We start from the raw sequence: 21,555 nt of genomic DNA on the forward strand, positions 1-21,555 counted from the left end.
AACGGATTAGACGGATTGACCCGTTTTCGCAGTAGGTTTCAATCCGTAGAATCTGTTTTATCCGTGTTCTATCCGTGTTTAATTGGCTGCTATCTTTCCTGAACGGTGGCCTGAAAGACCTCGATAAAGCGGTCGATCTCCGCCGGCGTGTTGTAGCAGTGGAAAGAGAGCCGGATGTAGGGCGAGCCGGCCGCGTCGAGGTGCTTGGCGACGGCTACGTTCCGCTCGGCCAACGACATCACCACCTTGTCCGTCTCCTCCGATGAGAGGGGGCTGCGGAAGGTGACGATAGGGCCGATGGCCTCTATAGGTGTGATAACGGTGTAGCCGTGCTGTGTCAGGCGTTCGACCGCGCGGCGCGATAAGTCGCTGGTGTGGGCGTCGATGGCGGCCACATCCAGCTCGCGGAGCAGTTCCAGACTGCTGAGGACGGCGAAGAGGCCCGGCACGTTGGGCGTGCCCGCGCCGAAGCGGGCCGCGCCCGGCTGGAGCGTCAGGTCGTAGGCCAGCCAATGCATGTAGTTGACCGTCGCGTTCGAGCCGATGGCCCGCGGCAGGAGCGTCTCGGCCACCGCGTCGCGCACGTACATGAAGCCCACCCCCGGCAGGGCCAGCAGCGACTTCATTCCGCCGGTGGCCAGCACGTCGATGTGCATGGCCTGCACATCAACGGGCACGTGGCCGATGGACTGGATGGCGTCGACGGCAAAGATGATGCCGTGCTCGCGGCAGAAGCGGCCGAGCGCGGCCAGGTCGGCCCGCGCCCCGCTGAAGAACTGCACCGCGCTGACGGCCACCAGCCGCGTCCGTTCATCGGCGTGATCCGCCAGGCTCTCTACCGTCAGCGTGCCGCCCTCGGCCGTGGCGCAGCGGGCCGTCACGCCGTCTCTCGCGAGGCTCAGCCAGGGGAAGGCGTTGGACGGGAACTCCAGGTCGCAGAAGATGACGTTGTCGCCCGGCCGCCACTCGACCGCCTGGGCCACGGCGTTGAGCGCCGCGACGGTGGACGTGATGGGCACGATCTCGCCCGGCGACGCGGCGTTGATGTGCCGGACGACCGCATTGGGCAATTCCATCATGGCCGGCATGGCGTCGTGCATGAAGAAGCGGTTCGGGTCGCGGCTGAGCTGTTCGACAACCCATTGCACCCGGCGCGCCGTGCGCTGCGGCAGCGGCGAAATGCCGGCATGGTTCAGATAGACGACCTCAGCCGCGTGGGGAAACTCTTCGCGGCGCAATTGTTCGATGTCATACATGGGCGTGGCTCCTGCTACAATTCGGTCTGGACGGCGATTATAGGGCGGTTGGCGCGGGAGTGAAAGGATGAATCTGTCCCCAGAGGTGCTACTGTCGGCTTACGCGCAAGGGGTCTTCCCCATGGCGCACGAGGACGGCCGCATCCATTGGTACTCGCCCGACCCCCGGGCCATTCTGCCGCTCGATCGGCTGCACGTCTCGCGCTCCTTGCGGCGGGTCATCCACCACGGCCCGTTTACCATTCGTATAGACAGCGATTTCCCGGCGGTTATTCGGGCGTGCGCCGCGCCGGCGGCGGGCCGCGAGGAGACGTGGATTAGCAAGGAGATCGTCGCGGCGTATATCGAGCTACACCGGTTGGGGTTCGCCCACTCGGTCGAGGCGTGGCTGGGGGATGAGTTGGCGGGCGGGCTCTACGGCGTCAGCTTGCGCGGCCTCTTCGCCGGCGAAAGCATGTTCAGCCGGCGGCGCGACGCCAGCAAGGTGGCCCTGTATCATCTGGTGCGCCGGCTGCGGGAACGGGGGTTCCGGCTGCTGGACGTGCAATTCCTGACCGACCACCTGGCGCGGCTGGGCGCAATGGAGATACCGCGCTGGCAGTACCGCGAGTTGCTGCGCGAGGCGCTGGCGGTGGAGGCGCAGTTTGGCGAACGCGAATAGCACGCAGATGACGCTGATTGAGGACGCTGATTGGCGTTGATAAGAACGTTGTTTCTTATCAGCGCTAATCAGCGCCATATCAGCGTCATCAGCGTCCCATTCTTTGAGGCGATTTGCCAAATCGCCCTACATTTGTGGATAATGGGGGCAATCCGAACGGGCTGAAAAGAATCCGCGCCCGGCGGCCGAGAGGGAGCAGATGAGCCTGAAAGCCCTTCCCCTGACCCAAAGCGACGTTCGACTGTTTAGCGGTCGATCGAACCCCGCCCTGGCCGCCTCCATCGCCGCCTGCCTGGGCATCCGGCTGGAGGAGACGCACTTCTCACGCTTCAGCAACGACAACCTCTACGTCCAACTGGGGGCCAGTGTGCGCGGGCGGGCCGTGTTCATCGTGCAATCGCTCGTGCCGCCGGTCAGTGACCACCTGATGGAACTGCTGATGATGCTGGACATCGCCAAAGGCGCGGCGGCCCGGGAGATTCACGCTGTCATCCCCTACTTCTCCTACGCCCGCTCGGACAAGAAGGACGCGCCGCGCATCTCGATCACGGCGCGGCTGGTGGCGGATCTCCTGGGCATGGCGGGGGCCACGCACGTCATGACCATGCAACTTCACTCACCCCAGGTGCACGGCTTCTTCCCCGTGCCGGCCGACCCGCTCACGGCGCGCGGCCTCTTCGCCGAGTACTTCCGGTCGCGCCAGTATAGCCCGGAGGATACCGTTGTCGTCGCGCCCGACGTGGGCAGCGCCAAGTCAGCCGCCCGGTTCGCGGATATGCTCGGCCTGGGCGCGGCCACGGCCAACAAGACACGCATCAGTGACGCCCGCGTGCAGATCGGCGGGCTGATCGGCCGGCAGGTCACCGGCTTCCGCCGCGCCATCATCCACGACGACGAGATCGCCACCGGCGGCACGATTGAGGAGCTAACTCGACTCTTATTGGACTATGGCCTGGAGGAGATTTACGTCGTCTGCACCCACGGCTTGTTCCTGCGCGGCGCGCTGGATCGACTGGTAGCGACACCCCAGATCAAAGAGATCATCACCACCGACACCGTCCCCCAGCCGCCCGACCGGGCTCACCCCAAGTTCGTCACCCTTTCCACCGGCCCCGTGTTCGCTGGGGCCATTCGCCAGAACTACTATCGCCAATCCATTGGCGAACTGTTCGACTTTGGCGACGACGAATAGCTGTAAGATAGCTTGTGCTTGTTCGTAGTCAGGCAATTCATTGCCGTTCTTCGCACGAGGAAGTAAAGAACGGCAATGAATTGCCCGACTACGAACCTTATGGCTCACTCTCTCCACACCTCCTACCCATTCCCTCCAGCAGCCAACACGCCATTCCCTCCGCTTGCCACGCCGCCGCGTCTACCCAGACGCCGTTAATGAGCAAGTCCCAGTGCAAGTGGTTGCCGGTTGACAGGCCGGTCGTGCCCACCTCGCCTAGCAGGTCGCCAGGCTCAACCGCCTGGCCGGGTGTGGCGTGAACGGCGGACAGATGATAGTAGCCGGTGTAGATACCCAGGCCGTGATCGATGATCACCGCGCCGCCGCGCACGTAGAGTTGCTCGGCCAGCGCCACCGTGCCCGCCGCCGGGGCCAGCACGGGCGTGCCGCCGTAGGCGCTGAAGTCCACGCCCTCGTGATAGGTCAGGTACGGCCCGCCGTTGTAGGAGCGCCGCGCGCCGTAGTTGGCCGAGACCTGGATCACGTCGGTGATGGGCGTCTGGAAGGCCGCTGTCCACCGCGGCTCGGGCGTCACGGTCGTCCATAGCTCGCGCAGGCGGGCGCGCTCCTCGTCACGGGCGGCCTGATCGATCTCGGCCGCCTCGCCGGTCAGCGTCAACTCCTGATACTCCCACTCCCGGTCGACGAACAGCCACGGCTGCGCCCAGACCGGCCCGTCCCCCACGCGCAGCAGCAACTCTGGCTCCCCGCCGCCGAAGAACGCGCCCGTGCCGACCACGCCCACGAAGCGTTCCCCGGCCGAGGCGGTGACCACCGGCAGCGTGCCTAGCCGGGCCGAAACGGTCGCGGACTGCCCCGCCCCCGGCTGCCGGGCCCACACGCCGCGCAGGCCGAGCGCCCGGCCCGGCGCGGCCGGCGCGTGCGACACCTCCAGCGAGGCGAAACCGGCCGGTAGGTCGCGGATGACGCCTTCGCCTGGCCGGTACAGCGGCCGGTAGAAAGTGGGCCGGTAGGGGGATGACAGACCGTTGAGCCGGGCCAGCGCCCACGGCGAGAGGCCGGCGCGCGCCGCGGTGTGCAGCAGCCCGCCCTCGTTGGGGCGCACCAGGCCGCCGGGCCGCTCCACCGCGCCGGCCGGTAGGGTTAGCGTCGCGCCGATGGCCGGCTGGCGTTGGGTGTTCATGTGCGGGTTGAGGGCGCGCAGCGCCTCGGCCGCGACGCCGAAGCGTAACGCCAGCGCCGCCCACGTGTCGCCCGGCTGGACGGCCAGGGACGCCGGAGGTTCGGCCTGTCGTGCTGAGGAGGGGGAGGCATAGGCCAGAATGGCGGCCAGGGCCAGTAGGAGCGTCAGGGCTGTCTTCACGCTGGCAATTCTAGCCACGTCCTGGTTCGTAGTCAGGCAATTCATTGCCGTTCTTATCTTCCTGGCGCGAAGAACGGCAATGAATTGCCTGACTACGAACCCGCTCCTTAGCGTTGTCAGGTATCCTTTGGAATAGGCGTTGACACTCATGACGCACCGTGTTATAAATATGCACAATAATGCAGTGCGTCATATCGGTTATCGTTAACAGATTGCAGGGCTTAGCGAAGCCCCCATCGGTGACAACATCGAAGCCAAGGAAACCGTGAGCAGTATGAGTCGGCTGTATTTGAGTCTCGGATCGAACCTCAATGAGCGCTACGCCAATCTGCGGCGGGCTATCGCGCTGCTGCGCGAGCATATGTCGGTGACGGCTATCTCGCCGGTCTATGCCACCGAACCGTGGGGCGACAAGAACCAGCCCCCCTTCCTGAACATCTGCGTCGCCGCCTCCACGACGCTAGCCCCCCACGACGTACTACACCTGATTAAATCCATCGAGACAGAGATGGGCCGTCAGCCATCCCACCGCTGGGGGCCGCGTCTGATCGACATCGACATTGTTTTCTATGATAACCTCGTCCTGCACGACGAGGAATTGATGGTTCCCCACCCTCGCCTGGCGGAACGGGCTTTCGTTCTCGCGCCCCTGGCCGACCTTATCCCCGACTTCCGCCATCCCCAGACGGGCGAAACGGTGCAGGAGTTGCTTGACCGCGTCGGCGCGGATGGCGTCGAACGACTGTTTGAGATGGAATATCCGGTTGGCAGCCAGAAGGCGAAGTCGACCGAAATGGCCGGGTGAGACCACCTATCCGGCAGGTGTGAGATCGCATGACGTTTGAATGGGGTCGCCGCACCTACGTGATGGGCATTATCAACGCCACGCCGGATAGCTTCTCCGGCGACGGCGTGCTCGACGAGAACGCGCAGCAGCGCGCGGTCGAACAGGCGCGCCAGTTCATCGCCGACGGCGCGGACATTCTCGACCTGGGCGGCGAAAGCACCCGGCCGGGCAGCCAGCCGGTGACGGCCGGCGAGGAGAGGGCGCGCGTCGTGCCCCTCATTCGCGCGGTGCGCGCGGCGGTGGGCGACGCGACCATCTCCGTCGATACCTATCGCGCCGACGTGGCCGCCGCGGCCCTGGATGCCGGCGCGAATTGGGTAAACGATGTCTGGGGGTTGCGCATGGACGCGGACATGGCCCGTCTGGTGGCCGAGCGCGGCTGCCCGGTGGTCATCATGCATAACCGCAGCAAGCCCAAGGATGTGGCCCAGGAGCAGCGCCTGGGTGGTCGCTTTGTCGGCATCCACTACGACGAGTTGATGGTCGACATCCGGCGGGAGCTGTCGGCGCAAATGGAGAGCGCGCTGGCGGCCGGCGTCCGCGCGGAACAGATTATTCTTGATCCGGGCGTGGGCTTCGGCAAGACGGTGGAGCAGAACGTTGAATTGCTCGACCGTCTCGACGAGTTGAAAGCGCTCGGACGGCCGATCCTGATCGGCCCGTCACGCAAGTCATTTATCGGCTACACGCTGGACCTGCCGCCCGACCAGCGGGTGGAAGGGACGGCGGCGGCCGTAGCCATCGGCATCGATCGCGGCGCGGACATTATCCGCGTCCATGACGTGCGCGCCATGGTTCGTGTGGCCCGCATGACCGACCGTATCGTACGACGCGACTGAAGAATTAGGAATTAGGAGTCAACGGCGGAAGAACCGGCAATTCCTAATTCGTAATTGTTTCGTGGAGGAGTTTACCATGTTAGATTTCCGTCCGGATGAAGAGCAGAAGATGCTCACAGACACCATTGCCAGATTCGCCCGCGAGCGCGTGCGCCAGGTGTATCGCGACGCCGAAGAGGAGGGGGAGATTCCGGAAGGGATCCTCCGCGCCGGGTGGGAGATCGGCCTGCTGCCCACCGCCATTCCCGAAGCGTACGGCGGGCTGGGCGAATATTCCGTCGTAACCGGCGTGCTGGCGCTTGAGGAACTGGCCTGGGGCGATCTGGCGGTCACCCTCAACGTCATGACGCCTAACCTCGTGGCCGTCCCCGTCATGCTGTGCGGCACGGACGCCCAGAAAGCGCAATACCTGCCGCCGTTCTGCGACGAGGCTGCCCCCCCGGTCACAGCCGCGCTCATCGAGCCGGTCATTCAGTTCAACCCCTATAAGCTCAAGACGACGGCCGTGCGCGACGGCGACAGCTACGTGCTCAACGGCGCCAAGACCTTCGTGCCGCTGGCCGACGTGGCCGAGGTCATTCTCGTCTACGCCAGCGAGGAGGGTCAGACGCAGGCCTTTCTCGTCCCGGCCGGCACGCCGGGGCTGACCGTCGACAAGCGGGACAAACTGATGGGCGTCAAGGCCCTCTCGACCAACCTGGTGACGCTGGCCGATTGCCGCGTGCCGGCCGAGAACAAGCTGGGCGGCGAGGCGGGCATCGACTTCCCGCTGCTGCTGAACCACAGCCGCGTGGCGCTGGGGGCAATGGCCGTCGGCGTGGCCCGCGCCGGCCTGGAATACGCCCGCGACTACGCCAAGCAGCGCGTCCAGTTCGGCGAGCCTATCGCCCACCGCCAGTCCATCGCCTTCATGCTGGCCGACATGGCGACCGAGATCGATGAGGCCCGGTTGCTGGTGTGGGAGGCGGCCTGGCTGCTGGATCAGGGCCAGAACGTCACCCGCGAGGCGACCATCATGAAGCAGCAGGTCGACCGCGTGGTGATGCAGGTGGCCGACCGGGCCGTTCAGGTTCTAGGCGGCTACGGCTACATCCGGGAGTACCCGGTTGAACTGTGGCTGCGCAACGCCCGCGGGTTCGTCAGCTTCGACGGGCTGGCGATCATTTAACGAAGCGCGAAGACACCGCCAAATAGGAGTGGATTTCCATGATCAGTTTTGAGATACCACCTTTCGTACAGAATCAGTCGCAACTGATTCGTATGGTTGCCGAGCAGGCGATGCGGCCGTACTCGCGCGAACTGGATGAGAACGAGCATGCCCGGCCGCAGGCGTTCGTGCAGATGACCTGGCCTTTTACGCAGGAGATGGTCAAGCGCACGCTAAAGCCGCTGATGGAGAACGGCAACGGGACGAACGGCAGCGCCAAGCCCAAGCGCGAAGGGCCGGACTATAGCTTGCTGGGTTTCATCATGATGATCGAGCAGATGAGCTGGGGCGACGCCGGGCAATACCTGTGCCTGCCTCATCCCATGCTGGGCGGCGCGGCCGTCGACTCGGCCGGCACGCCGGAGCAGCGCGTGCGCTTCCTCAAGAAGTTCACCGAGGGCGCGCCGAAATGGGGCGCGATGGCCATCACCGAGCCTGGCGCCGGCTCCGACAACAGCGCCATGCGCACCACGGCCGTCCTCGACCCCGACACCCGCGAGTGGATCATCAACGGCGAGAAGATCTTCATCACCAACGGCGCGCTGGCGCTGAAGGAGTCGGACGGCCTGTGCGTGGTTTGGGCCACGGTGGATCCCAAGGCCGGCCGCGGGGCCATCAAGTCCTTCGTCGTGGAGGCCAACACGCCTGGCGTGACCATCGCCAAGCAGGAGCATAAGCTGGGCATTCGCGCCAGCGACACGGTGGCCCTGCACTTCGACAACGTGCGCATCCCGTTCGACAACGTGTTGGGCAACCCGGAGGTGCAGCAGCCGGAAAACCGTCAGGGTTTCGTCGGGGCCATGAAGACGTTCGACGCCTCGCGCCCGGCGGTGGCCGCCAGCGCCATCGGTATCGCCCGCGCCGCGCTGGAGTTCGCCAAGGAGAAGCTGGCCGAAGAGGGGATTGTCCCCGATTACACCAAGCCGCTGCACGAGATGACCGCCGTCGAGCGCGACATCATCGAGATGGAGGCGCGCTACAAGGGGGCCTGGCTCCTGACGCTGCGCGCCGTGGCCCTGATGGCCCACGGCGAGAGCAACCGGCTCGAGTCGAGCATGTGCAAGTATCGCGCCGGCGACGCGGTGACGTGGATCACGCAGAAGGCCGTCGAACTGCTAGGCCCCAAGGGCTACTCCCGCGAGTGGCTGGCCGAGAAGTGGATGCGCGACGCCAAGATCAACGACATCTACGAGGGCACCAAGCAGATCAATCAGCTGATCGTCGCCCGCAGCATTCTCGGCTATTCTCGCCGCGAGTTGAAGTAGGCCACTGACGTACGCCGCGGATTTCGCCGATCACGCCGATTGGAGAAGGAACGGTGTGCGAGGGATCGGTGAAATCCGCGGTTTCCCAATCGAGGAGCGCACATGAACTATCGAATTGACAAGGTAGGTATTGTCGGGGCGGGGACGATGGGCGGCGGCATTGCAGCCCATCTGGCGAACATCGGCATCCCGGTGGTCTTGCTCGACATCGTCCCGCCCGATCTGAGCGAGGCCGACCGGCAGAAGCCGGCCGCTCGCAACCGGATCGTCAACACCCTCTACGACCGCATGGTCAAGGCGCGGCCGGCCAACCTGGCCCGCGCCGACCGGGGCGACCTGATCACGCTGGGCAACCTGGAGGACGACTTCGACAAGCTGGCCGACTGCGACTGGATCGTTGAGGTGATCGTCGAGCAGCTGGAGCCGAAGCAGGCGCTGATGGCCCGGCTGGAGGCGATCCGCAAGCCCAACGCCATCGTCAGCAGCAATACGTCCGGCATCCCCATCGGCCAGATCGCCGCCGGCCGCTCGGCCGAGTTCCGCGCCCACTTCCTGGGCACGCACTTCTTCAACCCGCCCCGCTACCTGAAGCTGCTGGAGATCATCCCCACCGACGACACCGCGCCCGAGGTGACGGAGTTCATGAAGCGCTTCGGCTCGGAAGTGCTGGGCAAGGGTGTCGTCGTCTGTAAGGACACGCCCAACTTCATCGGCAACCGCTTCTTCGCCGTGGCCTCGTCCTATGGTCTGGAACACGCCCTGGAGCAAGGCTACTCCATCGCCGAGGTGGACGCCATCACTGGCCCGGTCATCGGCCGGCCCAAGACGGCCACCTTCCGCCTGCTCGACCTGGTCGGGCTGGACGTGATGGCCCACGTCAATAAGAACCTCTACGCCGCCGTGCCCCAGGATGCCTACCGCGAGGTGCTGCGCCCGGAACGGACGGGGGCGCTGATGGAGACGATGATCGGCAACAAGTGGCTGGGCAACAAGAGCGGCCAGGGCTTCTACAAACAGGAGCGCGTGAACGGCGGCAAGGAGTTCTGGGCCCTCAACCCCGGCTCGATGGCGTACGAACCGGCGCCGAAGATCCGCTTCGAGTCGGTTGGCGCGGTGCGCAACGTCGAGAACCTGGGCGAACGCCTGCGCAAGCTGCTCCAGTTCGACGACCGGGCCGCTAATTATGCCCGCGATCTGCTCTACTACGGCTTCGCCTACGCCGCCTACGTCACGCCGGAGATCGCCTATCGCCTGTCCGACGTGGACAACGCCATGCGCTGGGGCTTCGGCCACGAGGCCGGGCCGTTCGAGATGTGGGACATGCTGGGCGTGCGCGAGACGGCCGAGAAGATGGAAGCGGCCGGCTTCGAGGTCGCGCCCTGGGTCAAGGAGATGCTGGCCGGCGGCCACGACTGCTTCTACAAGTCCAACGGCGGGCGCAGCGACTACGACTTCGAGACGAAGCGCTACCGGCCGCTGGAGCGCGACCAGAACGTCATCCTGGTCAGCGACCTGCGCGCGGCGGGCAAGACGGTAGAGCGCAACAGCAGCGCCAGCCTGCACGACATGGGCGACGGCGTGGCCCTGTTCGAGTTCCACGCCAAGATGAACGCCATTGACCAGGACATCATCGACATGGCCTTTAAGGCGCTGGAGCGGCTCGATAGCGACTTCGATGCGCTGGTCATCGGCAACAACGGCGAGCACTTCTGCGCCGGGGCCAACCTGTTCGCCGTCGGCGTGGCCGCGGCCCAGGGCCAGTTCGACGCGCTGGACAAGATGATCAAGATGCTCCAGACGGCCACCTTCAACCTGCGCCACGCGCCCAAGCCGGTCGTCACCGCGCCGCACGGCATGGCGCTGGGCGGCGGCGTGGAGATGGCCATGGCCGGCTGGGAAGCCGTGGCCGACCACGAGAGTTACATGGGCCTGGTCGAGTTCGGCGTCGGCCTGCTGCCGGCCGGCGGGGGCTGCAAGGAGACGTTGCGCCGCAAGGTCAACCCGGTCATGCGCGCCGCCAACGCCGACGTGCTGCCGCCGCTGCAAGAGGCGTTCGAGCAGATTGCCATGGCCAAAGTCGGCGCGAGCGCCTGGGAGGCCAGGGCCTTGGGCTACCTGTCGCCGCAGGACACCATCGTCATGAACAGCGACCATCGCCTGGCGCGGGCCAAGCAGCGGGCGCTGCAGCTCGTGGCGGCCGGGGCGCGGCCGCCGGAGGTAGAGAAGATCTACGCCGCCGGCCGCGACGCGCTCTACGCCCTGAAGCTGGGCGTGAAGTCGCTGTTGTGGGGCAACTTCGCCTCGGAGCACGATGCCAAGATCGCCGGCAAGATCGCCCACGTCCTGACCGGCGGCGACATCAGCGCTCCGGCCTGGGTCGATCCGTGGTACATCCTCGATCTGGAGCGGGAGGCTTTCCTGTCGCTGCTGGGCGAGGAAAAGACGCGCGAACGGATGATGCATATGTTGCAGACGGGCAAGCCGCTGCGCAACTAAGAAGGGTTTATCCGCAAATTCGGCAGATTGGGCAGATTAAAGAGCCTTTTCCTTCTGAGAATCTGCCTAATCTGCCAAATCTGCGGATCTATCTGAAGGAGTTCAACGAGTATGACACGAGAAGCTGTAATCGTTGCCGGTTCGCGCACGGCGGTGGGCAAATCCAAGCGCGGCGCGACGCGCAACTGGCGCTCCGATGAGATGGCCGCGGCGGTCATCATGGACTTGCTGCGGAAGGCCCCGGCCTTGGATCCGGCCGAGATTGACGACGTCATCATCGGCTGCGCCATGCCCGAAGGGGCGCAGGGCCTCAACTTCGCCCGCACCATTGCCCTGCGCGCCGGCCTGCCGGTGGACATTCCCGGCCAGACGGTCAACCGGTTTTGCTCCAGCGGCCTGCAGACCATCGCCATGGCCGCTGAGCGCATCATCGCCAACGGCGCAGACGTGATTATCGCCGGCGGCGCGGAGACCATGAGTATGGTTCCCATGACCGGCTACCGGGTGAACCCCAACCCGTACATGGTCGAGAACATGCCCGAGGTCTACATGGGCATGGGGCTGACGGCCGAGCGCGTGGCCGACGAGTTCGAAGTGACGCGCCAGGCGCAGGACGAGTTTGCCGTGCGCAGCCACCAGAAGGCGGCCGCGGCCTACGAGCGTGAGGCGTTCAAGGACGAAATCGTGCCCCTGGAGATCGAGGAAGTGGTCGCCGGGCCAAACGGGCTGCAGCGCACGACCCTCCGTTTCGACCGCGACGAGCATTTGCGCCCCGATACCTCTCTGGAGGGGCTAGCCAAGCTGAAGCCGGTCTTCAAGCAGGGCGGCTCGGTGACGGCCGGCAACTCCTCGCCCCTGAGCGACGGCGCGGCGGCGGTCATCGTCATGGAGCGCAGCAAGGCCGAGGCGCTGGGCCTGACGCCCATCCTGCGCTTCGTCGGCTTCAACGTCGGCGGAGTGCGCCCGGAGATCATGGGCGTCGGCCCCATCGCCGCCGTGCCCAAGCTGTTGAAGCGGACGGGCGTGAACCTGAGCGACATCGATCTGATCGAGCTGAACGAGGCGTTCGCCTCGCAGGCCGTGGCCGTCATCCGCGAGTTGGGCTTCGACGAGGCGCGGGTCAACGTCAACGGCGGCGCTATCGCCCTCGGTCACCCGCTGGGCTGCACCGGGGCCAAGCTGACGGTGCAGATCATGCACGAGATGCAGCGGCGCGACGCCCGGTTCGGCATGGTGACGATGTGCATCGGCGGCGGCATGGGCGCGGCCGGCATTTTTGAGCGGCTGAACTAGCCAGATAGACCTGACAGGTGGGCGGCCACTCGTACTCCGATAAGAACGAGGCTTGTGGCCGCCCACCTGTTAGGTCTTTCGTCGCTGGATTACTCGGCTATCCCCTCGAACTTGAAGGAGATCAACACGCGGGCGCGATACTCGACTATCTCGCCGTCATCCAGGCGGATGTCCAGCTTGGTGATCTCCGCCACGCGCAGATCGCGCAACGACTCGCCGGCCGTCTCAATCGCCACCCGCGCGGCGTCCTCCCACGACTCCTTGCTCGTTCCCACCAGTTCAATAACCTTGTAGACACTCATGGTATTGCTCCTCTTCCCGGGACGAGGCTACCCCGGGGCTATCGGGCGAGGTAACGGGGGCCAAACGGCCCGCGCCGTCCTCGTCGCTTCTATTATGAATCGGGCGCGCCCAGTTGAATCGTGCCGAATGTCACCCGATTACCTGCCGAACGTCACCGCTTGTTCGTAGTCAGGCCATTCATGGCCGTTCTTCCTGTACTCGCGCGAAGAACGGCCATGAATGGTCTGACTACGAACCGGACAACTTAGCGCAGCTTGAGATAATCGCGGCCGTGCAGCCGGTCGGAAATGCGCGTCCAGATCTGCTCCAGGTGCTCATCGTACTGGACGTAGTCGAGGTTGTCCGTATCGACGGTCAGCACCGGGCTGAGGGTGAAGCTGGCCGCCCACTCGTCGTAAAGGCGATTCAATTCCTGAAGGTAGCTGTCGGCGATCTGGCGCTCGTATTCCCGCCCGCGGCCGGCGATGCGCCGGCGCAGCGTGGGCACGGAGGCGCGCAGGTAGATGACCAGATCGGGCGGGTCGAGCAAGCGGGTGAGCGTCTGGTACAACTCGAAGTAGGCGTACCAGTCGCGGTCGCTCAGATGGCCCTGATGATACAGGTTGCGGGCGAAGATCTCGGCGTCCTCATAGACGCTGCGGTCTTGCAGGACGGGGTTGGGCTGTTGCAGCAGACCGTGGTGCTGTTGCAGGCGGCGCACCAGGAAGAACACCTGCGAATGGAACCCCCAGCGATCCATGTCGTCGTAGAAATCGGCCAGATAGGGGTTCTCGGTGACGGCTTCGAGCACCGGCTCCCAGCCCAGCTTGCGCGACAGTAAGGTGACCAGCGTCGATTTGCCAACGCCAATGTTGCCCGCGATGGTTACGAAGTAGGTAGGCATGGTGAACCTTGAAAAGGGGAGGGGCGTAACCCTCCTGAGGATTGTGACAAATCGTATGCCAAAACCTGACATTTGTCACTATGGCGGCGGCCATAGTGTGCTACAGTAAGTCTGGGTGAGACTTCGGCTGCGCGAGCAAGGCGCGGCCGTGCGTAGTTACGAGATGACCCTTGGGAAAGGAGTCCTGTCATGCGAGTTGTAATCGATCGAGATCTGTGCGACGCGAGTCTGCCGTTCTGCCAGCGCTGTTCGGCCGCCTTCATCCGCAATCCGGAGGGCGAAGACCGGCAGTGTATTATGGATATTGTGGACGATGGCAGCGACCTCCTCACCATTCAGATGAGGACGGATAACCGCGAGTTTGTGATTGAGCTGACCGAGGACGAGCGCGAGTTGGCCAGCGTCGAGGGGTGGGAAGCCCTGGCGAACTTCGACCCGGCGCTCTTCCGCACCGGGGCGATGGAGCGCTGGCACCACATCAGCACACTGCCGGCCCGCCACTAGCGATCGTCATTCTTTCGATTCAGGGCCGCGCGAGGAAGCCAGCCGAACAGGTTGGGGTTCCCTTGGCGCGGCTTTTGCATTCCAGCGCCTAGCGTAAGAGGGTGTAGAGCAGCGCGCCCCATAGCGCCGCGCCCAGGATGATAACCGGCAAGAACAGGGGATGGGCGCGGAAGTTACTCTTGTGGTGGAAGGCGAGCATCCCCAACAGCGCGCCGGCGAAACCGCCGGCCAGGGCCAGCACGTGCAGCGTGGCTTCCGGCACGCGGGCCGCGTTGGCCTTCGACAAGCCTTTGTCAACCCCATAGAACACAAAGGCCACGCCCGCGGCGATGGGCCAGGTGAAGTACCATGGCCAGTTAGTTGTATTCTGTAAGAGCACGAACAAAACGATGGCCAGCACGCCGGCCAGCGCGCTATAGACCAGCTGCGTGCGCAGACGATTTGACATAAATAATTCCTTCCAAGACCTGACAGGTGGGCGGCCAACGGCACTCTGACAAGAACGACGCTCGTTGGCCGCCCACCTGTCAGGTCTTTAAGGACAACTCATCCGGTAGCGGTACTCCTCCTCAGCCACAACCTGAAAGCCCAGCCGCTCATAGAGTCGTCTGGCCGGAACGTTGGTCTTCAGGACGTGCAGGGTCAACGGCTGGCCCCGGCCGTGGGCCTCGGCCTTTAGCCGGTTGACGACAGCGCTCCCCACGCCGCGCCCCTGAAATTCCGGCCACAACTCGATTAAGCCCAAGTAGACTTCATCAGGGCGTTGTTCGACCACCAGCACGCCCGCGTCGCGCCCATCCACCTGGATTACCTGCCACTTCTGAGGATCGAACTTCTTGCGAAAGTACTCCTCCTGCCACTCTTCGTGCCAGCCCCAGATCGGCTCCACGTACTCGCGGATGGTCGCGCGGTTCAGAGCGTAGAGAAAATCATGATCTTCCGGCGTGGCCGGCCGCAGGCTGTACATGGTTGGCTTCCCGTTCTGTCACGCGCCCTCAAACACGATGAGGCCGCGGGCGATCTCGCCACTCAGCATGTCGGCGTAAGCCTCGTTGATCCGCTCCAGCGGGTAGGTGCGCGAGATGAGCCGATCCAGGTCGAGCAGGCCGCGCCGGTAGAGGCCAGCGTAGAGGGGAAAGTCCCGCGCCGGGTTGGCGCTGCCGTAATAGGTTCCGGTGACGGTCTTCTCCTGGCGGGTGATGATCGCGCCGGGCAGGTTGGTGGCGCTGCCCATCGGCGCGACGCCGGCCAGTACGATCACGCCGCCCGGCCGCGCCGCCATCAGGCACTCTTCCTGCACCTGGGGCAGGCCGATGGCCTCGAATACGTAATCCGCGCCGCGTCCTTCGGTCATGCCCTGTATCCGCCCGACGGTATCAGGCCCGGCCATTAGGAAGTCGCTCGCGCCAAAGGATAGCGCCATGTCCCCCTTGGCCTCGTGCGCGTCGATGGCAATGATGCGACCGGCCCCGGCCAACTTCGCGCCCATGATGATGCTCAGCCCCACGCCGCCCGCGCCATAGACGGCCACGCGGCTGCCCGGCCGCACCTGGGCCGTGTTCAGCACCGCGCCGACGCCCGTCGTGACCGCGCAGCCGATGAGCGCCGCCACCGTCAGGGGCACGTCGCGGGGCAGCGGGACGCAGCAGCTTTCGGGCACGACGGCGTGATCGGCGAAGCAGGCCAGGGCGCTGAAGTGGTAGACGGGCCGGCCGTCCTGCGACAGGCGGGTCGTGCCGTCCATCATCGCGCCGGCCCAGATAGGGCCGACGTAGGTATCGCACAGGCTGGGCCGGTCATGGAGGCAGTAGAAGCACGCCCCACAACTGGGGGCCCAGTTCAGCGCGACGTGGTCGCCCGCCTGGACGCGAGTGACCCCCGGCCCCACGGCAGCCACGACGCCCGCCCCTTCATGGCCGGGCACGACCGGCGTGGCGTGCCGGGTCGCGCCGGTCATCAGGTGCCAGTCACTATGGCAGACGCCGGCCGCGGCCACGCGCACCAGCACCTCGCCCGCCCGCGGCTCGGCCAGGTCGAGCGTCTCGACCGAGAAGGGGACGCCCGGCTCCCGGAATACGGCGGCCTTAATCTTCATGGGATGACCCCTATGTGGGTCGGCCCACGCCGCCTACTCGACCGACAGGATGTGTAGCTTGGCGTGCGGGATCGTCTCGTAACCGCCGATGTGAAACTTGATCGTGAACCCCGCGGTCAACTCCGGATGCTCGGGGATGCGCATCTTGGTCTCGTCGATGGCGTAGTTGAGCAGCTGCACGAAACGCTCGCCGTCATTGTGCTCCATCGCCTCGGTGCTCTGGCCCGACTCAAAGGGCACAGCGATCCAGTGGATGGCCGCTTCCGGCTCCAGGCTGGCGATGATGGCGAACCGCTTCTCGTCATCCCGCGCGATGACTGTGCCCGGCTCCTCGCCCCGCAGAATCCCCACGAATGGACTTTCCAGTTTGGTGTTTTCAGCCATGGTTTCCTCCGACTCGCTGCCTTGTTTGAGGCTTCATAAATGACTACGGATGTAGACGAACGATACGGAGTGAGCGATGCGCCCTCTCAGCGACCGCTGACGATAGGGCCGTCGCCCACCGCGTAGGCGTGGGGCATGGCCTGCGTGTTGAAGGCAAAGCCGATCTGGCCGCGCGCGTCGATGGCGATCAGCCCCCCATCCCCCTCCGTCCGCTCTTCCAGGACGCGGATGGCCGCTTCGCAGGCGCTGCCGGCCGAGAGGCCGGTGCCGACGAAGTCGCACACCCGTTTGCTGATGACGACCCGCATCAGCGCCTCGCCGTAGCCGGTGGCGCTGACGGCTGCCGTCCAATTGTCGGCATAGGCCCCACAGCCGACGAGCGGGCTATCCCCCACCCGCCCCGGCCGTTTGTTGGCCGTGCCGCCGGTCGACGTCGCCGCGGCCAGATCGCCGGCCGCGTCGAGGGCCACCGCCCCCACGGTGTCGCCCAGCGCTGCCTGGGCTTCTTTCTGCCGGTATTTGACCAGGTCTTCGCCGACCAGCAACTCGCTCACGTCGCAGCGAGGGAAGCCGATGCTGTCGGCGAAGGCGTCGGCCCCCGCGCCGACCAGGAAGTGGTGGCCGCTGTCAGTCATGACGCGGCGGGCCAGGCTGATAGGGTGGCGGACGCGCTGGATGGCGGCGATAGCCCCCAGCTTCAGCGAGCGCCCATCCATGATGAGCGCGTCCATCTCCACCGCGCCGTCGGTGTTGGGATAGCTGCCGCGCCCCGCGTCCAGGACGGGGCAATCCTCCAGCACGTGGACGGCCGCCTCTACCGCGTCGAGCGCCGAGCCGCCGTTCAGCAGGATGGCCTGGCCGGCGGCGACCGCCGCCTCGCAAGCCCTGACCGCCTCTTCCAGGTGGCCGTTTTCCACATTCCAGTTGCCCGCCCCCGCATGTACAATGATTCCGATCATAGTAGACGATGCTCCAGACCCATTATTAGCACTGTTTAAGCGTTTTGTCTATGGTTCGTAGTCAGGCAATTCATTGCCGTTCTTCGCGCGTGGAGAGAGAACGGCAATGAATTGCCTGACTACGAACCAGCACAAGTTGTGTTACAGTGTATGCAATTCCTTGTTCCAGGAACTTTCGGTAAGGACGGGGCGTCTAGTAGAAACAGAACCCTACCAGGAGAGATGCGATGTTTATTCGATTGACCGGACTCTGCTTGTTGGCCGTGCTCTTTTTGGCTGCCGGCTGCGCGCCTCAGGCCGATACGCCGGCCACTGAACCGGCGACGGAGCCGGCGGCCACGCCCACGACCGGGACCGAAGTAGAAGGCCCCGGCACGCCCATCCCGGCCCCGACAGACGCCGCCCCAACCGACGCCGCGCCGGCCGACCTGCCGATGGGCGAGACGCCGGAAGAGATGTTCACCGCCGTGCTGGAAGATGCGCTGGCGCGCAGCGGGGCGGAACGTTCGGCTGTGCAGGTGGTGAAGAGCGAGCAGGTGGAGTGGAGCGACGGCTCGTTGGGCTGCCCGCAGCCGGATACCATGTATACGATGGCGATCATCAACGGCTACCAGGTCATCCTGGACGTGGCCGGCCAGACGTACGACTACCGGCTGAGCGACAGCGGCGCGTTCGTGTTGTGCGACTGAAAGATCTGACAAGTGCGCGGCCACAAGGCTCGCTTTGGTCAGAGTCCTATTGGCCGCCCACCTGTCAGGTCTGGGCGTTTATGACTTGACACTCACCGCCGCCGGAGTATAATCCCCGGTTGTGTTCCTCAGTAGCTCAATGGCAGAGCGCGCGGCTGTTAACCGCAAGGTTGTTGGTTCGAGTCCAACCTGAGGAGCCAGTTGAAAAAAGCGGCAGGCGACACGTCTGCCGCTTTTTGTTTAGCCGCCGGGTCGGCTAACCAAGGAGTATCGACAATCATGAAAGCCTACAGACCGGTTGCGCTGATCATTCTCGATGGCTGGGGCATTCGAGAGATGGAAGAGGGCAACGCCGTCGCACTGGGAAAGACGCCGAACTATGACCGCTGGTTGAGCACGCTGGAGCGCTCCATTGTCGACGCCTCCGGCGAGGCCGTCGGCCTGCCGGATGGGCAGATGGGCAACTCCGAGGTCGGACACCTCAATCTGGGCGCCGGCCGCATCATCTACCAGGACTTGACGCGCATCAACCTGGCCATCGACCGCGGCGCGTTCTTCGAGAATGAGACGCTGCTGCAAACCATCCAGGGCGTGAAGACGCGCGGCGGCAAGCTCCACCTCATCGGTCTGTTCGGCGAGGGCGGCGTCCACAGCCATAGCAAACACATGTACGCCCTGCTGACGCTGGCCGAGCGGCACGGCATCGAGCCGATTCTGCACGTCATCACCGACGGCCGCGACACCCCGCCCGAAAGCGCGCTGGAATTCGCCCGGCAACTGGAGGAATATCTTTCCCAGCACCCCGGCATCGTCGCCGACGTGACGGGGCGCTACTACACGATGGATCGCGACAAGCGCTGGCAGCGCGTCGAACTGGGCTACCGCGACATGGCGCTGCACGAAGGATACCACGAGAAGGAGGACGCGCCGGGGCGCACCGCGCGGTCGCTGTCCGAGGCGTTGCGCGCTTCCTACGCCGACGGTGTGACCGACGAGTTCGTGCTGCCTGTGGCCCTCGACGTGGGCGAGCGCAACGTGCTCATCGAGCCAGGCGACGCGCTCATCTTCTTCAACTTCCGCGCCGACCGCATGCGCCAGATCGTCGCCGCCTTCGCCTTCAAGGATCACGGCTTCCCCCACGACTACATCCCCGACCTCGACATCGTGACGATGACCAACTATGACGCCACCTTTCCGGTCAAGGTCGTCTTCCCCGAGGTCGAGATCACCAACCCGCTGGCCGAAGTCATCAGCAAGGCGGGTCTGAAGCAGTTCCACGCCGCCGAGACGGAGAAGTACGCCCACGTCACCTACTTCTTCAACGGCGGCCGCGAGACGGTCTTCCCCGGCGAGGAGCGCCACCTGGAGCCGTCGCCCAAGGTTCCGACCTATGACCTCCAACCGGAGATGAGCGCCCGCCCGCTGACGGAAAAGATTCTGGCGCGCCTCCGCGACCACGACGACGACTTTATCCTCGTCAACTTCGCCAATCCCGACATGGTCGGCCACACCGGCGTGCTGGAGGCGGCCATCTGCGCCGTCGAAGCCGTGGACGAGTGCGCCGGCCGGCTGGTCGAGGCGATCACGGCCAAGGGCGGCGTGGCGATTGTCACCGCCGACCACGGCAACTGCGAGCGTATGGTCGACCTGGTCACCGGCGAGCCGCACACCTATCACACCACCCAGCCCGTGTCGCTGATCGTCATTGGCGACCAGTACTACGACATGAAGCCGCGCGGCATCCTGGCCGACGTCTCGCCGACCATCCTGCGCCTCATGGGCATCGCGCCGCCGCCGGAGATGACGGGGCGCAGCCTCATCAGCCAATAATGGCGACCGTTCCCTCGGCCAACGGGCGCGCCTTCCAGGCCTATCTGGAAGGCGCGCTGGCAGCGCTGGGCGACCGGCGCGCCATTGACTATTATCAGGAGCCGCTGCCCGCGCCCATCGACGAGCAGTTGGCCCGCGTCGTCGGCGCCTTCACGGCGCTGCCGCCTAGCCAGCGCGGGCGGTTCGCCGCCGCCCTGTCGCCGGAGCAGCGCGCCCTCTTCGGCATTTTCGGCCACCGCGCGGCCACGCTGAGCGTGCGCCGCACCGACCCCGAATGGCTGCGGCTCGGTCTGGCCGGCAGCGCCATCGCCAACTACGACATCCCCCCCAGGCGGGACGTGGACGTGTCATTGGCCGTGTTCTACCACTGCGCCCGCACGCTGGAGTTGGAGCCGGCGCGCGTCTTCGATGAGGCGGCCGAGTTGGCCACGGAGGAGATGGCCGCGCGCCTGCGGGCCTTTGCCCGGCGCGAGCAGTTCAGCTTGAAGGCGTTCGGCTGGCGCGAGCTGCGCACGCCGGAGGGCGTCCGCTACACGTTCGAGTGGCGATGAACCCGGTTGAGGATCACTACGACCGCAACGCCGAGCGGGAATGGGAGCGCCTGGAGCGCCATCGGACGGAGTACGCGGTCACGTGTCGCATCCTGCGGGAGCATCTGCCTGACCCGCCGGGCCGCATCCTCGACGTGGGCGGCGGGCCGGGCCGCTACGCCATCCACTTGACGGAGCGGGGCTACCGCGTTGTCCTGCTCGACCTGTCGCGGGCCAGTCTCGATCTGGCGCTGGAGAAAGCCACGGCGCGGGGCATCTACCTGCCGCCGCCGGTGCAGGGGGACGCCACGGCGCTGCCCGCCGAGTACAGCGAACAGTTCGACGCCGTGCTGCTGATGGGGCCACTCTACCACCTGCTGACGGCCGAGGCGCGGCTGGCGGCGGTGCGCGAGGCGCACCGCGTGTTGCGGCCGGGCGGCTACCTCTTCGCCAGCTTCATCACCCGCTTTGCCCCCTTGCGCGACCTGGCCGCCCATTCGCCCGCCTGGATTCTGCAGCACCCGGAGCGTTACCGGCAACTGCTGGACGAGGGCGTTAACCCGGCCTATGAGTCCAGCGCGTTCCCCGACTCCTACTTCGTTCACCCCGACGACGTCGCGCCGCTGCTGGCCGAGGGCGGCTTTACGCCGCTGGCGATTCACGCGGTCGAGGGGATTGTGGCCGGGCACGAGGAGACGGTCAACGCGCTGGAAGGGGAGTTGTGGGACGCCTGGGTGGCGCTCAACTACCGCCTCAGCCGCGAGCCATCGCTCTTTGGCGCGGCTGACCATCTGCTGTTTGTGGGGGTTAGAATGTAGGGCGATTTGGCAAATCGCCTTCCTTCTGCTAGACTGCCCCCCACAACTGAATAGGCAAACCCGTCTCAGGTCGCCCCAGCCCCGGAAGGCAGGGCGTAATCGCGAAACTGGTGACCCGCGCTCCGCGCTGGCAGCGATGCC

22 protein-coding genes and 1 tRNA gene are annotated in these 21,555 nt (G+C 65.3%); 14 read left to right on the plus strand and 9 right to left on the minus strand.

Annotated elements, in window-relative coordinates:
- Positions 1–89 precede the first annotated feature (89 nt).
- On the minus strand, positions 90–1,256 hold the full coding sequence (locus tag ACE3UY_RS06745) for an aminotransferase class V-fold PLP-dependent enzyme (RefSeq protein WP_374686779.1): 1,167 nt from the start codon (positions 1,254–1,256) through the stop codon (positions 90–92).
- Positions 1,257–1,323: 67 nt separating this feature from the next.
- Here ACE3UY_RS06745 and aat point away from each other — a divergent pair, with 67 nt between their 5' ends.
- Together aat and ACE3UY_RS06755 are read left to right on the plus strand one after the other, a co-directional pair.
- Entirely contained in the window at positions 1,324–1,917 is a 594-nt protein-coding gene (gene aat, locus ACE3UY_RS06750; protein WP_374686780.1) for a leucyl/phenylalanyl-tRNA--protein transferase, read from the plus strand.
- A gap of 199 nt (positions 1,918–2,116) precedes the next feature.
- The gene (locus ACE3UY_RS06755) at positions 2,117–3,109 is read left to right on the plus strand and encodes a ribose-phosphate diphosphokinase (RefSeq protein ID WP_374686781.1); all 993 of its coding nucleotides are present in this window, start codon (positions 2,117–2,119) and stop codon (positions 3,107–3,109) included.
- A 97-nt stretch (positions 3,110–3,206) separates the two neighbouring features.
- On the opposite strand, the gene ACE3UY_RS06760 is transcribed toward ACE3UY_RS06755, so the two are convergent.
- On the minus strand, positions 3,207–4,517 hold the full coding sequence (locus tag ACE3UY_RS06760) for a peptidoglycan DD-metalloendopeptidase family protein (protein WP_374686782.1): 1,311 nt from the start codon (positions 4,515–4,517) through the stop codon (positions 3,207–3,209).
- A gap of 229 nt (positions 4,518–4,746) precedes the next feature.
- On the opposite strand from ACE3UY_RS06760, the gene folK reads away from it, so the two are divergent.
- From folK to ACE3UY_RS06790, 6 genes are all read left to right on the plus strand, one after another.
- Entirely contained in the window at positions 4,747–5,277 is a 531-nt protein-coding gene (folK, locus tag ACE3UY_RS06765) for a 2-amino-4-hydroxy-6-hydroxymethyldihydropteridine diphosphokinase (protein ID WP_374686783.1), read from the plus strand.
- A gap of 29 nt (positions 5,278–5,306) precedes the next feature.
- The gene (gene folP / locus ACE3UY_RS06770) at positions 5,307–6,158 is read left to right on the plus strand and encodes a dihydropteroate synthase (RefSeq protein ID WP_374686784.1); all 852 of its coding nucleotides are present in this window, start codon (positions 5,307–5,309) and stop codon (positions 6,156–6,158) included.
- A 76-nt stretch (positions 6,159–6,234) separates the two neighbouring features.
- The gene (locus tag ACE3UY_RS06775; protein ID WP_374686785.1) at positions 6,235–7,326 is read left to right on the plus strand and encodes an acyl-CoA dehydrogenase family protein; all 1,092 of its coding nucleotides are present in this window, start codon (positions 6,235–6,237) and stop codon (positions 7,324–7,326) included.
- Positions 7,327–7,364: 38 nt separating this feature from the next.
- Positions 7,365–8,630 carry an acyl-CoA dehydrogenase family protein gene (locus ACE3UY_RS06780; protein ID WP_374686786.1) on the plus strand — a complete coding sequence of 422 codons (1,266 nt, stop codon included), beginning with the start codon at positions 7,365–7,367 and terminating at the stop codon, positions 8,628–8,630.
- Positions 8,631–8,732: 102 nt separating this feature from the next.
- On the plus strand, positions 8,733–11,126 hold the full coding sequence (locus ACE3UY_RS06785; RefSeq protein ID WP_374686787.1) for a 3-hydroxyacyl-CoA dehydrogenase NAD-binding domain-containing protein: 2,394 nt from the start codon (positions 8,733–8,735) through the stop codon (positions 11,124–11,126).
- 111 nt (positions 11,127–11,237) lie between these two features.
- A complete protein-coding gene (locus tag ACE3UY_RS06790; RefSeq protein WP_374686788.1) occupies positions 11,238–12,419 on the plus strand; it encodes an acetyl-CoA C-acyltransferase in 1,182 nt (393 codons plus the stop codon).
- An 89-nt stretch (positions 12,420–12,508) separates the two neighbouring features.
- Here ACE3UY_RS06790 and ACE3UY_RS06795 read toward each other — a convergent pair whose 3' ends face one another.
- Together ACE3UY_RS06795 and ACE3UY_RS06800 are read right to left on the minus strand one after the other, a co-directional pair.
- The gene (locus ACE3UY_RS06795) at positions 12,509–12,721 is read right to left on the minus strand and encodes a dodecin family protein (RefSeq protein WP_374686789.1); all 213 of its coding nucleotides are present in this window, start codon (positions 12,719–12,721) and stop codon (positions 12,509–12,511) included.
- Between the two features lie 245 nt (positions 12,722–12,966).
- The gene (locus tag ACE3UY_RS06800; RefSeq protein WP_374686790.1) at positions 12,967–13,605 is read right to left on the minus strand and encodes a deoxynucleoside kinase; all 639 of its coding nucleotides are present in this window, start codon (positions 13,603–13,605) and stop codon (positions 12,967–12,969) included.
- A 189-nt stretch (positions 13,606–13,794) separates the two neighbouring features.
- Here ACE3UY_RS06800 and ACE3UY_RS06805 point away from each other — a divergent pair, with 189 nt between their 5' ends.
- The gene (locus ACE3UY_RS06805) at positions 13,795–14,109 is read left to right on the plus strand and encodes a hypothetical protein (protein WP_374686791.1); all 315 of its coding nucleotides are present in this window, start codon (positions 13,795–13,797) and stop codon (positions 14,107–14,109) included.
- Between the two features lie 88 nt (positions 14,110–14,197).
- Here ACE3UY_RS06805 and ACE3UY_RS06810 read toward each other — a convergent pair whose 3' ends face one another.
- The 5 genes from ACE3UY_RS06810 to ACE3UY_RS06830 form a co-directional block, all read right to left on the minus strand.
- The gene (locus tag ACE3UY_RS06810; protein WP_374686792.1) at positions 14,198–14,557 is read right to left on the minus strand and encodes a DUF1294 domain-containing protein; all 360 of its coding nucleotides are present in this window, start codon (positions 14,555–14,557) and stop codon (positions 14,198–14,200) included.
- 87 nt (positions 14,558–14,644) lie between these two features.
- Positions 14,645–15,076: a GNAT family N-acetyltransferase gene (locus tag ACE3UY_RS06815; protein ID WP_374686793.1), complete on the minus strand. Its 432-nt coding sequence runs from the start codon at positions 15,074–15,076 to the stop codon at positions 14,645–14,647.
- Positions 15,077–15,094: 18 nt separating this feature from the next.
- Positions 15,095–16,204: an alcohol dehydrogenase catalytic domain-containing protein gene (locus tag ACE3UY_RS06820; RefSeq protein ID WP_374686794.1), complete on the minus strand. Its 1,110-nt coding sequence runs from the start codon at positions 16,202–16,204 to the stop codon at positions 15,095–15,097.
- 33 nt (positions 16,205–16,237) lie between these two features.
- Positions 16,238–16,588 carry a hypothetical protein gene (locus tag ACE3UY_RS06825; RefSeq protein ID WP_374686795.1) on the minus strand — a complete coding sequence of 117 codons (351 nt, stop codon included), beginning with the start codon at positions 16,586–16,588 and terminating at the stop codon, positions 16,238–16,240.
- A gap of 86 nt (positions 16,589–16,674) precedes the next feature.
- The gene (locus ACE3UY_RS06830) at positions 16,675–17,547 is read right to left on the minus strand and encodes an isoaspartyl peptidase/L-asparaginase family protein (RefSeq protein WP_374686796.1); all 873 of its coding nucleotides are present in this window, start codon (positions 17,545–17,547) and stop codon (positions 16,675–16,677) included.
- A gap of 227 nt (positions 17,548–17,774) precedes the next feature.
- On the opposite strand from ACE3UY_RS06830, the gene ACE3UY_RS06835 reads away from it, so the two are divergent.
- The 5 genes from ACE3UY_RS06835 to ACE3UY_RS06855 all read left to right on the plus strand — a co-directional run bounded on the left by ACE3UY_RS06835 (position 17,775) and on the right by ACE3UY_RS06855 (position 21,414).
- Positions 17,775–18,236, plus strand: a complete 462-nt coding sequence (locus ACE3UY_RS06835; protein ID WP_374686797.1) for a hypothetical protein — start codon at positions 17,775–17,777, stop codon at positions 18,234–18,236.
- A 125-nt stretch (positions 18,237–18,361) separates the two neighbouring features.
- Positions 18,362–18,436: transfer RNA gene (locus ACE3UY_RS06840), tRNA-Asn, on the plus strand.
- Between the two features lie 79 nt (positions 18,437–18,515).
- Positions 18,516–20,066, plus strand: coding sequence for a 2,3-bisphosphoglycerate-independent phosphoglycerate mutase (gpmI, locus tag ACE3UY_RS06845; protein WP_374686798.1), 1,551 nt, complete (start codon positions 18,516–18,518; stop codon positions 20,064–20,066).
- Positions 20,066–20,617, plus strand: a complete 552-nt coding sequence (locus ACE3UY_RS06850; RefSeq protein ID WP_374686799.1) for a hypothetical protein — start codon at positions 20,066–20,068, stop codon at positions 20,615–20,617. Before gpmI ends, ACE3UY_RS06850 begins: the two co-directional genes overlap by 1 nt.
- Positions 20,614–21,414 (plus strand): class I SAM-dependent methyltransferase, encoded by an 801-nt coding sequence (locus ACE3UY_RS06855; RefSeq protein ID WP_374686800.1) that lies wholly within the window; start codon positions 20,614–20,616, stop codon positions 21,412–21,414. Before ACE3UY_RS06850 ends, ACE3UY_RS06855 begins: the two co-directional genes overlap by 4 nt.
- Positions 21,415–21,555 lie beyond the last annotated feature (141 nt).

Source organism: Promineifilum sp. (SeqCode), assembly GCF_041918635.1.
In the GTDB taxonomy this organism is placed as follows: Bacteria; Chloroflexota; Anaerolineae; order Promineifilales; family Promineifilaceae; genus Promineifilum.

Excerpts from the sequence above, each read along its gene's own strand:
- ACE3UY_RS06850 (WP_374686799.1), top strand. The coding sequence starts at position 20,066 with ATGGCGACCGTTCCCTCGGCCAACGGGCGCGCCTTCCAGGCCTATCTG.
- ACE3UY_RS06795 (WP_374686789.1), bottom strand. The coding sequence starts at position 12,721 with ATGAGTGTCTACAAGGTTATTGAACTGGTGGGAACGAGCAAGGAGTCG.
- ACE3UY_RS06775 (WP_374686785.1), top strand. The coding sequence starts at position 6,235 with ATGTTAGATTTCCGTCCGGATGAAGAGCAGAAGATGCTCACAGACACC.
- aat (WP_374686780.1), top strand. The coding sequence starts at position 1,324 with ATGAATCTGTCCCCAGAGGTGCTACTGTCGGCTTACGCGCAAGGGGTC.
- ACE3UY_RS06835 (WP_374686797.1), top strand. The coding sequence starts at position 17,775 with ATGTTTATTCGATTGACCGGACTCTGCTTGTTGGCCGTGCTCTTTTTG.
- ACE3UY_RS06830 (WP_374686796.1), bottom strand. The coding sequence starts at position 17,547 with ATGATCGGAATCATTGTACATGCGGGGGCGGGCAACTGGAATGTGGAA.
- ACE3UY_RS06815 (WP_374686793.1), bottom strand. The coding sequence starts at position 15,076 with ATGTACAGCCTGCGGCCGGCCACGCCGGAAGATCATGATTTTCTCTAC.
- folK (WP_374686783.1), top strand. The coding sequence starts at position 4,747 with ATGAGTCGGCTGTATTTGAGTCTCGGATCGAACCTCAATGAGCGCTAC.
- ACE3UY_RS06855 (WP_374686800.1), top strand. The coding sequence starts at position 20,614 with ATGAACCCGGTTGAGGATCACTACGACCGCAACGCCGAGCGGGAATGG.
- ACE3UY_RS06755 (WP_374686781.1), top strand. The coding sequence starts at position 2,117 with ATGAGCCTGAAAGCCCTTCCCCTGACCCAAAGCGACGTTCGACTGTTT.
- ACE3UY_RS06810 (WP_374686792.1), bottom strand. The coding sequence starts at position 14,557 with ATGTCAAATCGTCTGCGCACGCAGCTGGTCTATAGCGCGCTGGCCGGC.
- gpmI (WP_374686798.1), top strand. The coding sequence starts at position 18,516 with ATGAAAGCCTACAGACCGGTTGCGCTGATCATTCTCGATGGCTGGGGC.
- ACE3UY_RS06825 (WP_374686795.1), bottom strand. The coding sequence starts at position 16,588 with ATGGCTGAAAACACCAAACTGGAAAGTCCATTCGTGGGGATTCTGCGG.
- ACE3UY_RS06820 (WP_374686794.1), bottom strand. The coding sequence starts at position 16,204 with ATGAAGATTAAGGCCGCCGTATTCCGGGAGCCGGGCGTCCCCTTCTCG.
- ACE3UY_RS06785 (WP_374686787.1), top strand. The coding sequence starts at position 8,733 with ATGAACTATCGAATTGACAAGGTAGGTATTGTCGGGGCGGGGACGATG.
- ACE3UY_RS06760 (WP_374686782.1), bottom strand. The coding sequence starts at position 4,517 with ATGAATTGCCTGACTACGAACCAGGACGTGGCTAGAATTGCCAGCGTG.
- folP (WP_374686784.1), top strand. The coding sequence starts at position 5,307 with ATGACGTTTGAATGGGGTCGCCGCACCTACGTGATGGGCATTATCAAC.
- ACE3UY_RS06805 (WP_374686791.1), top strand. The coding sequence starts at position 13,795 with ATGCGAGTTGTAATCGATCGAGATCTGTGCGACGCGAGTCTGCCGTTC.
- ACE3UY_RS06790 (WP_374686788.1), top strand. The coding sequence starts at position 11,238 with ATGACACGAGAAGCTGTAATCGTTGCCGGTTCGCGCACGGCGGTGGGC.
- ACE3UY_RS06780 (WP_374686786.1), top strand. The coding sequence starts at position 7,365 with ATGATCAGTTTTGAGATACCACCTTTCGTACAGAATCAGTCGCAACTG.
- ACE3UY_RS06745 (WP_374686779.1), bottom strand. The coding sequence starts at position 1,256 with ATGTATGACATCGAACAATTGCGCCGCGAAGAGTTTCCCCACGCGGCT.
- ACE3UY_RS06800 (WP_374686790.1), bottom strand. The coding sequence starts at position 13,605 with ATGCCTACCTACTTCGTAACCATCGCGGGCAACATTGGCGTTGGCAAA.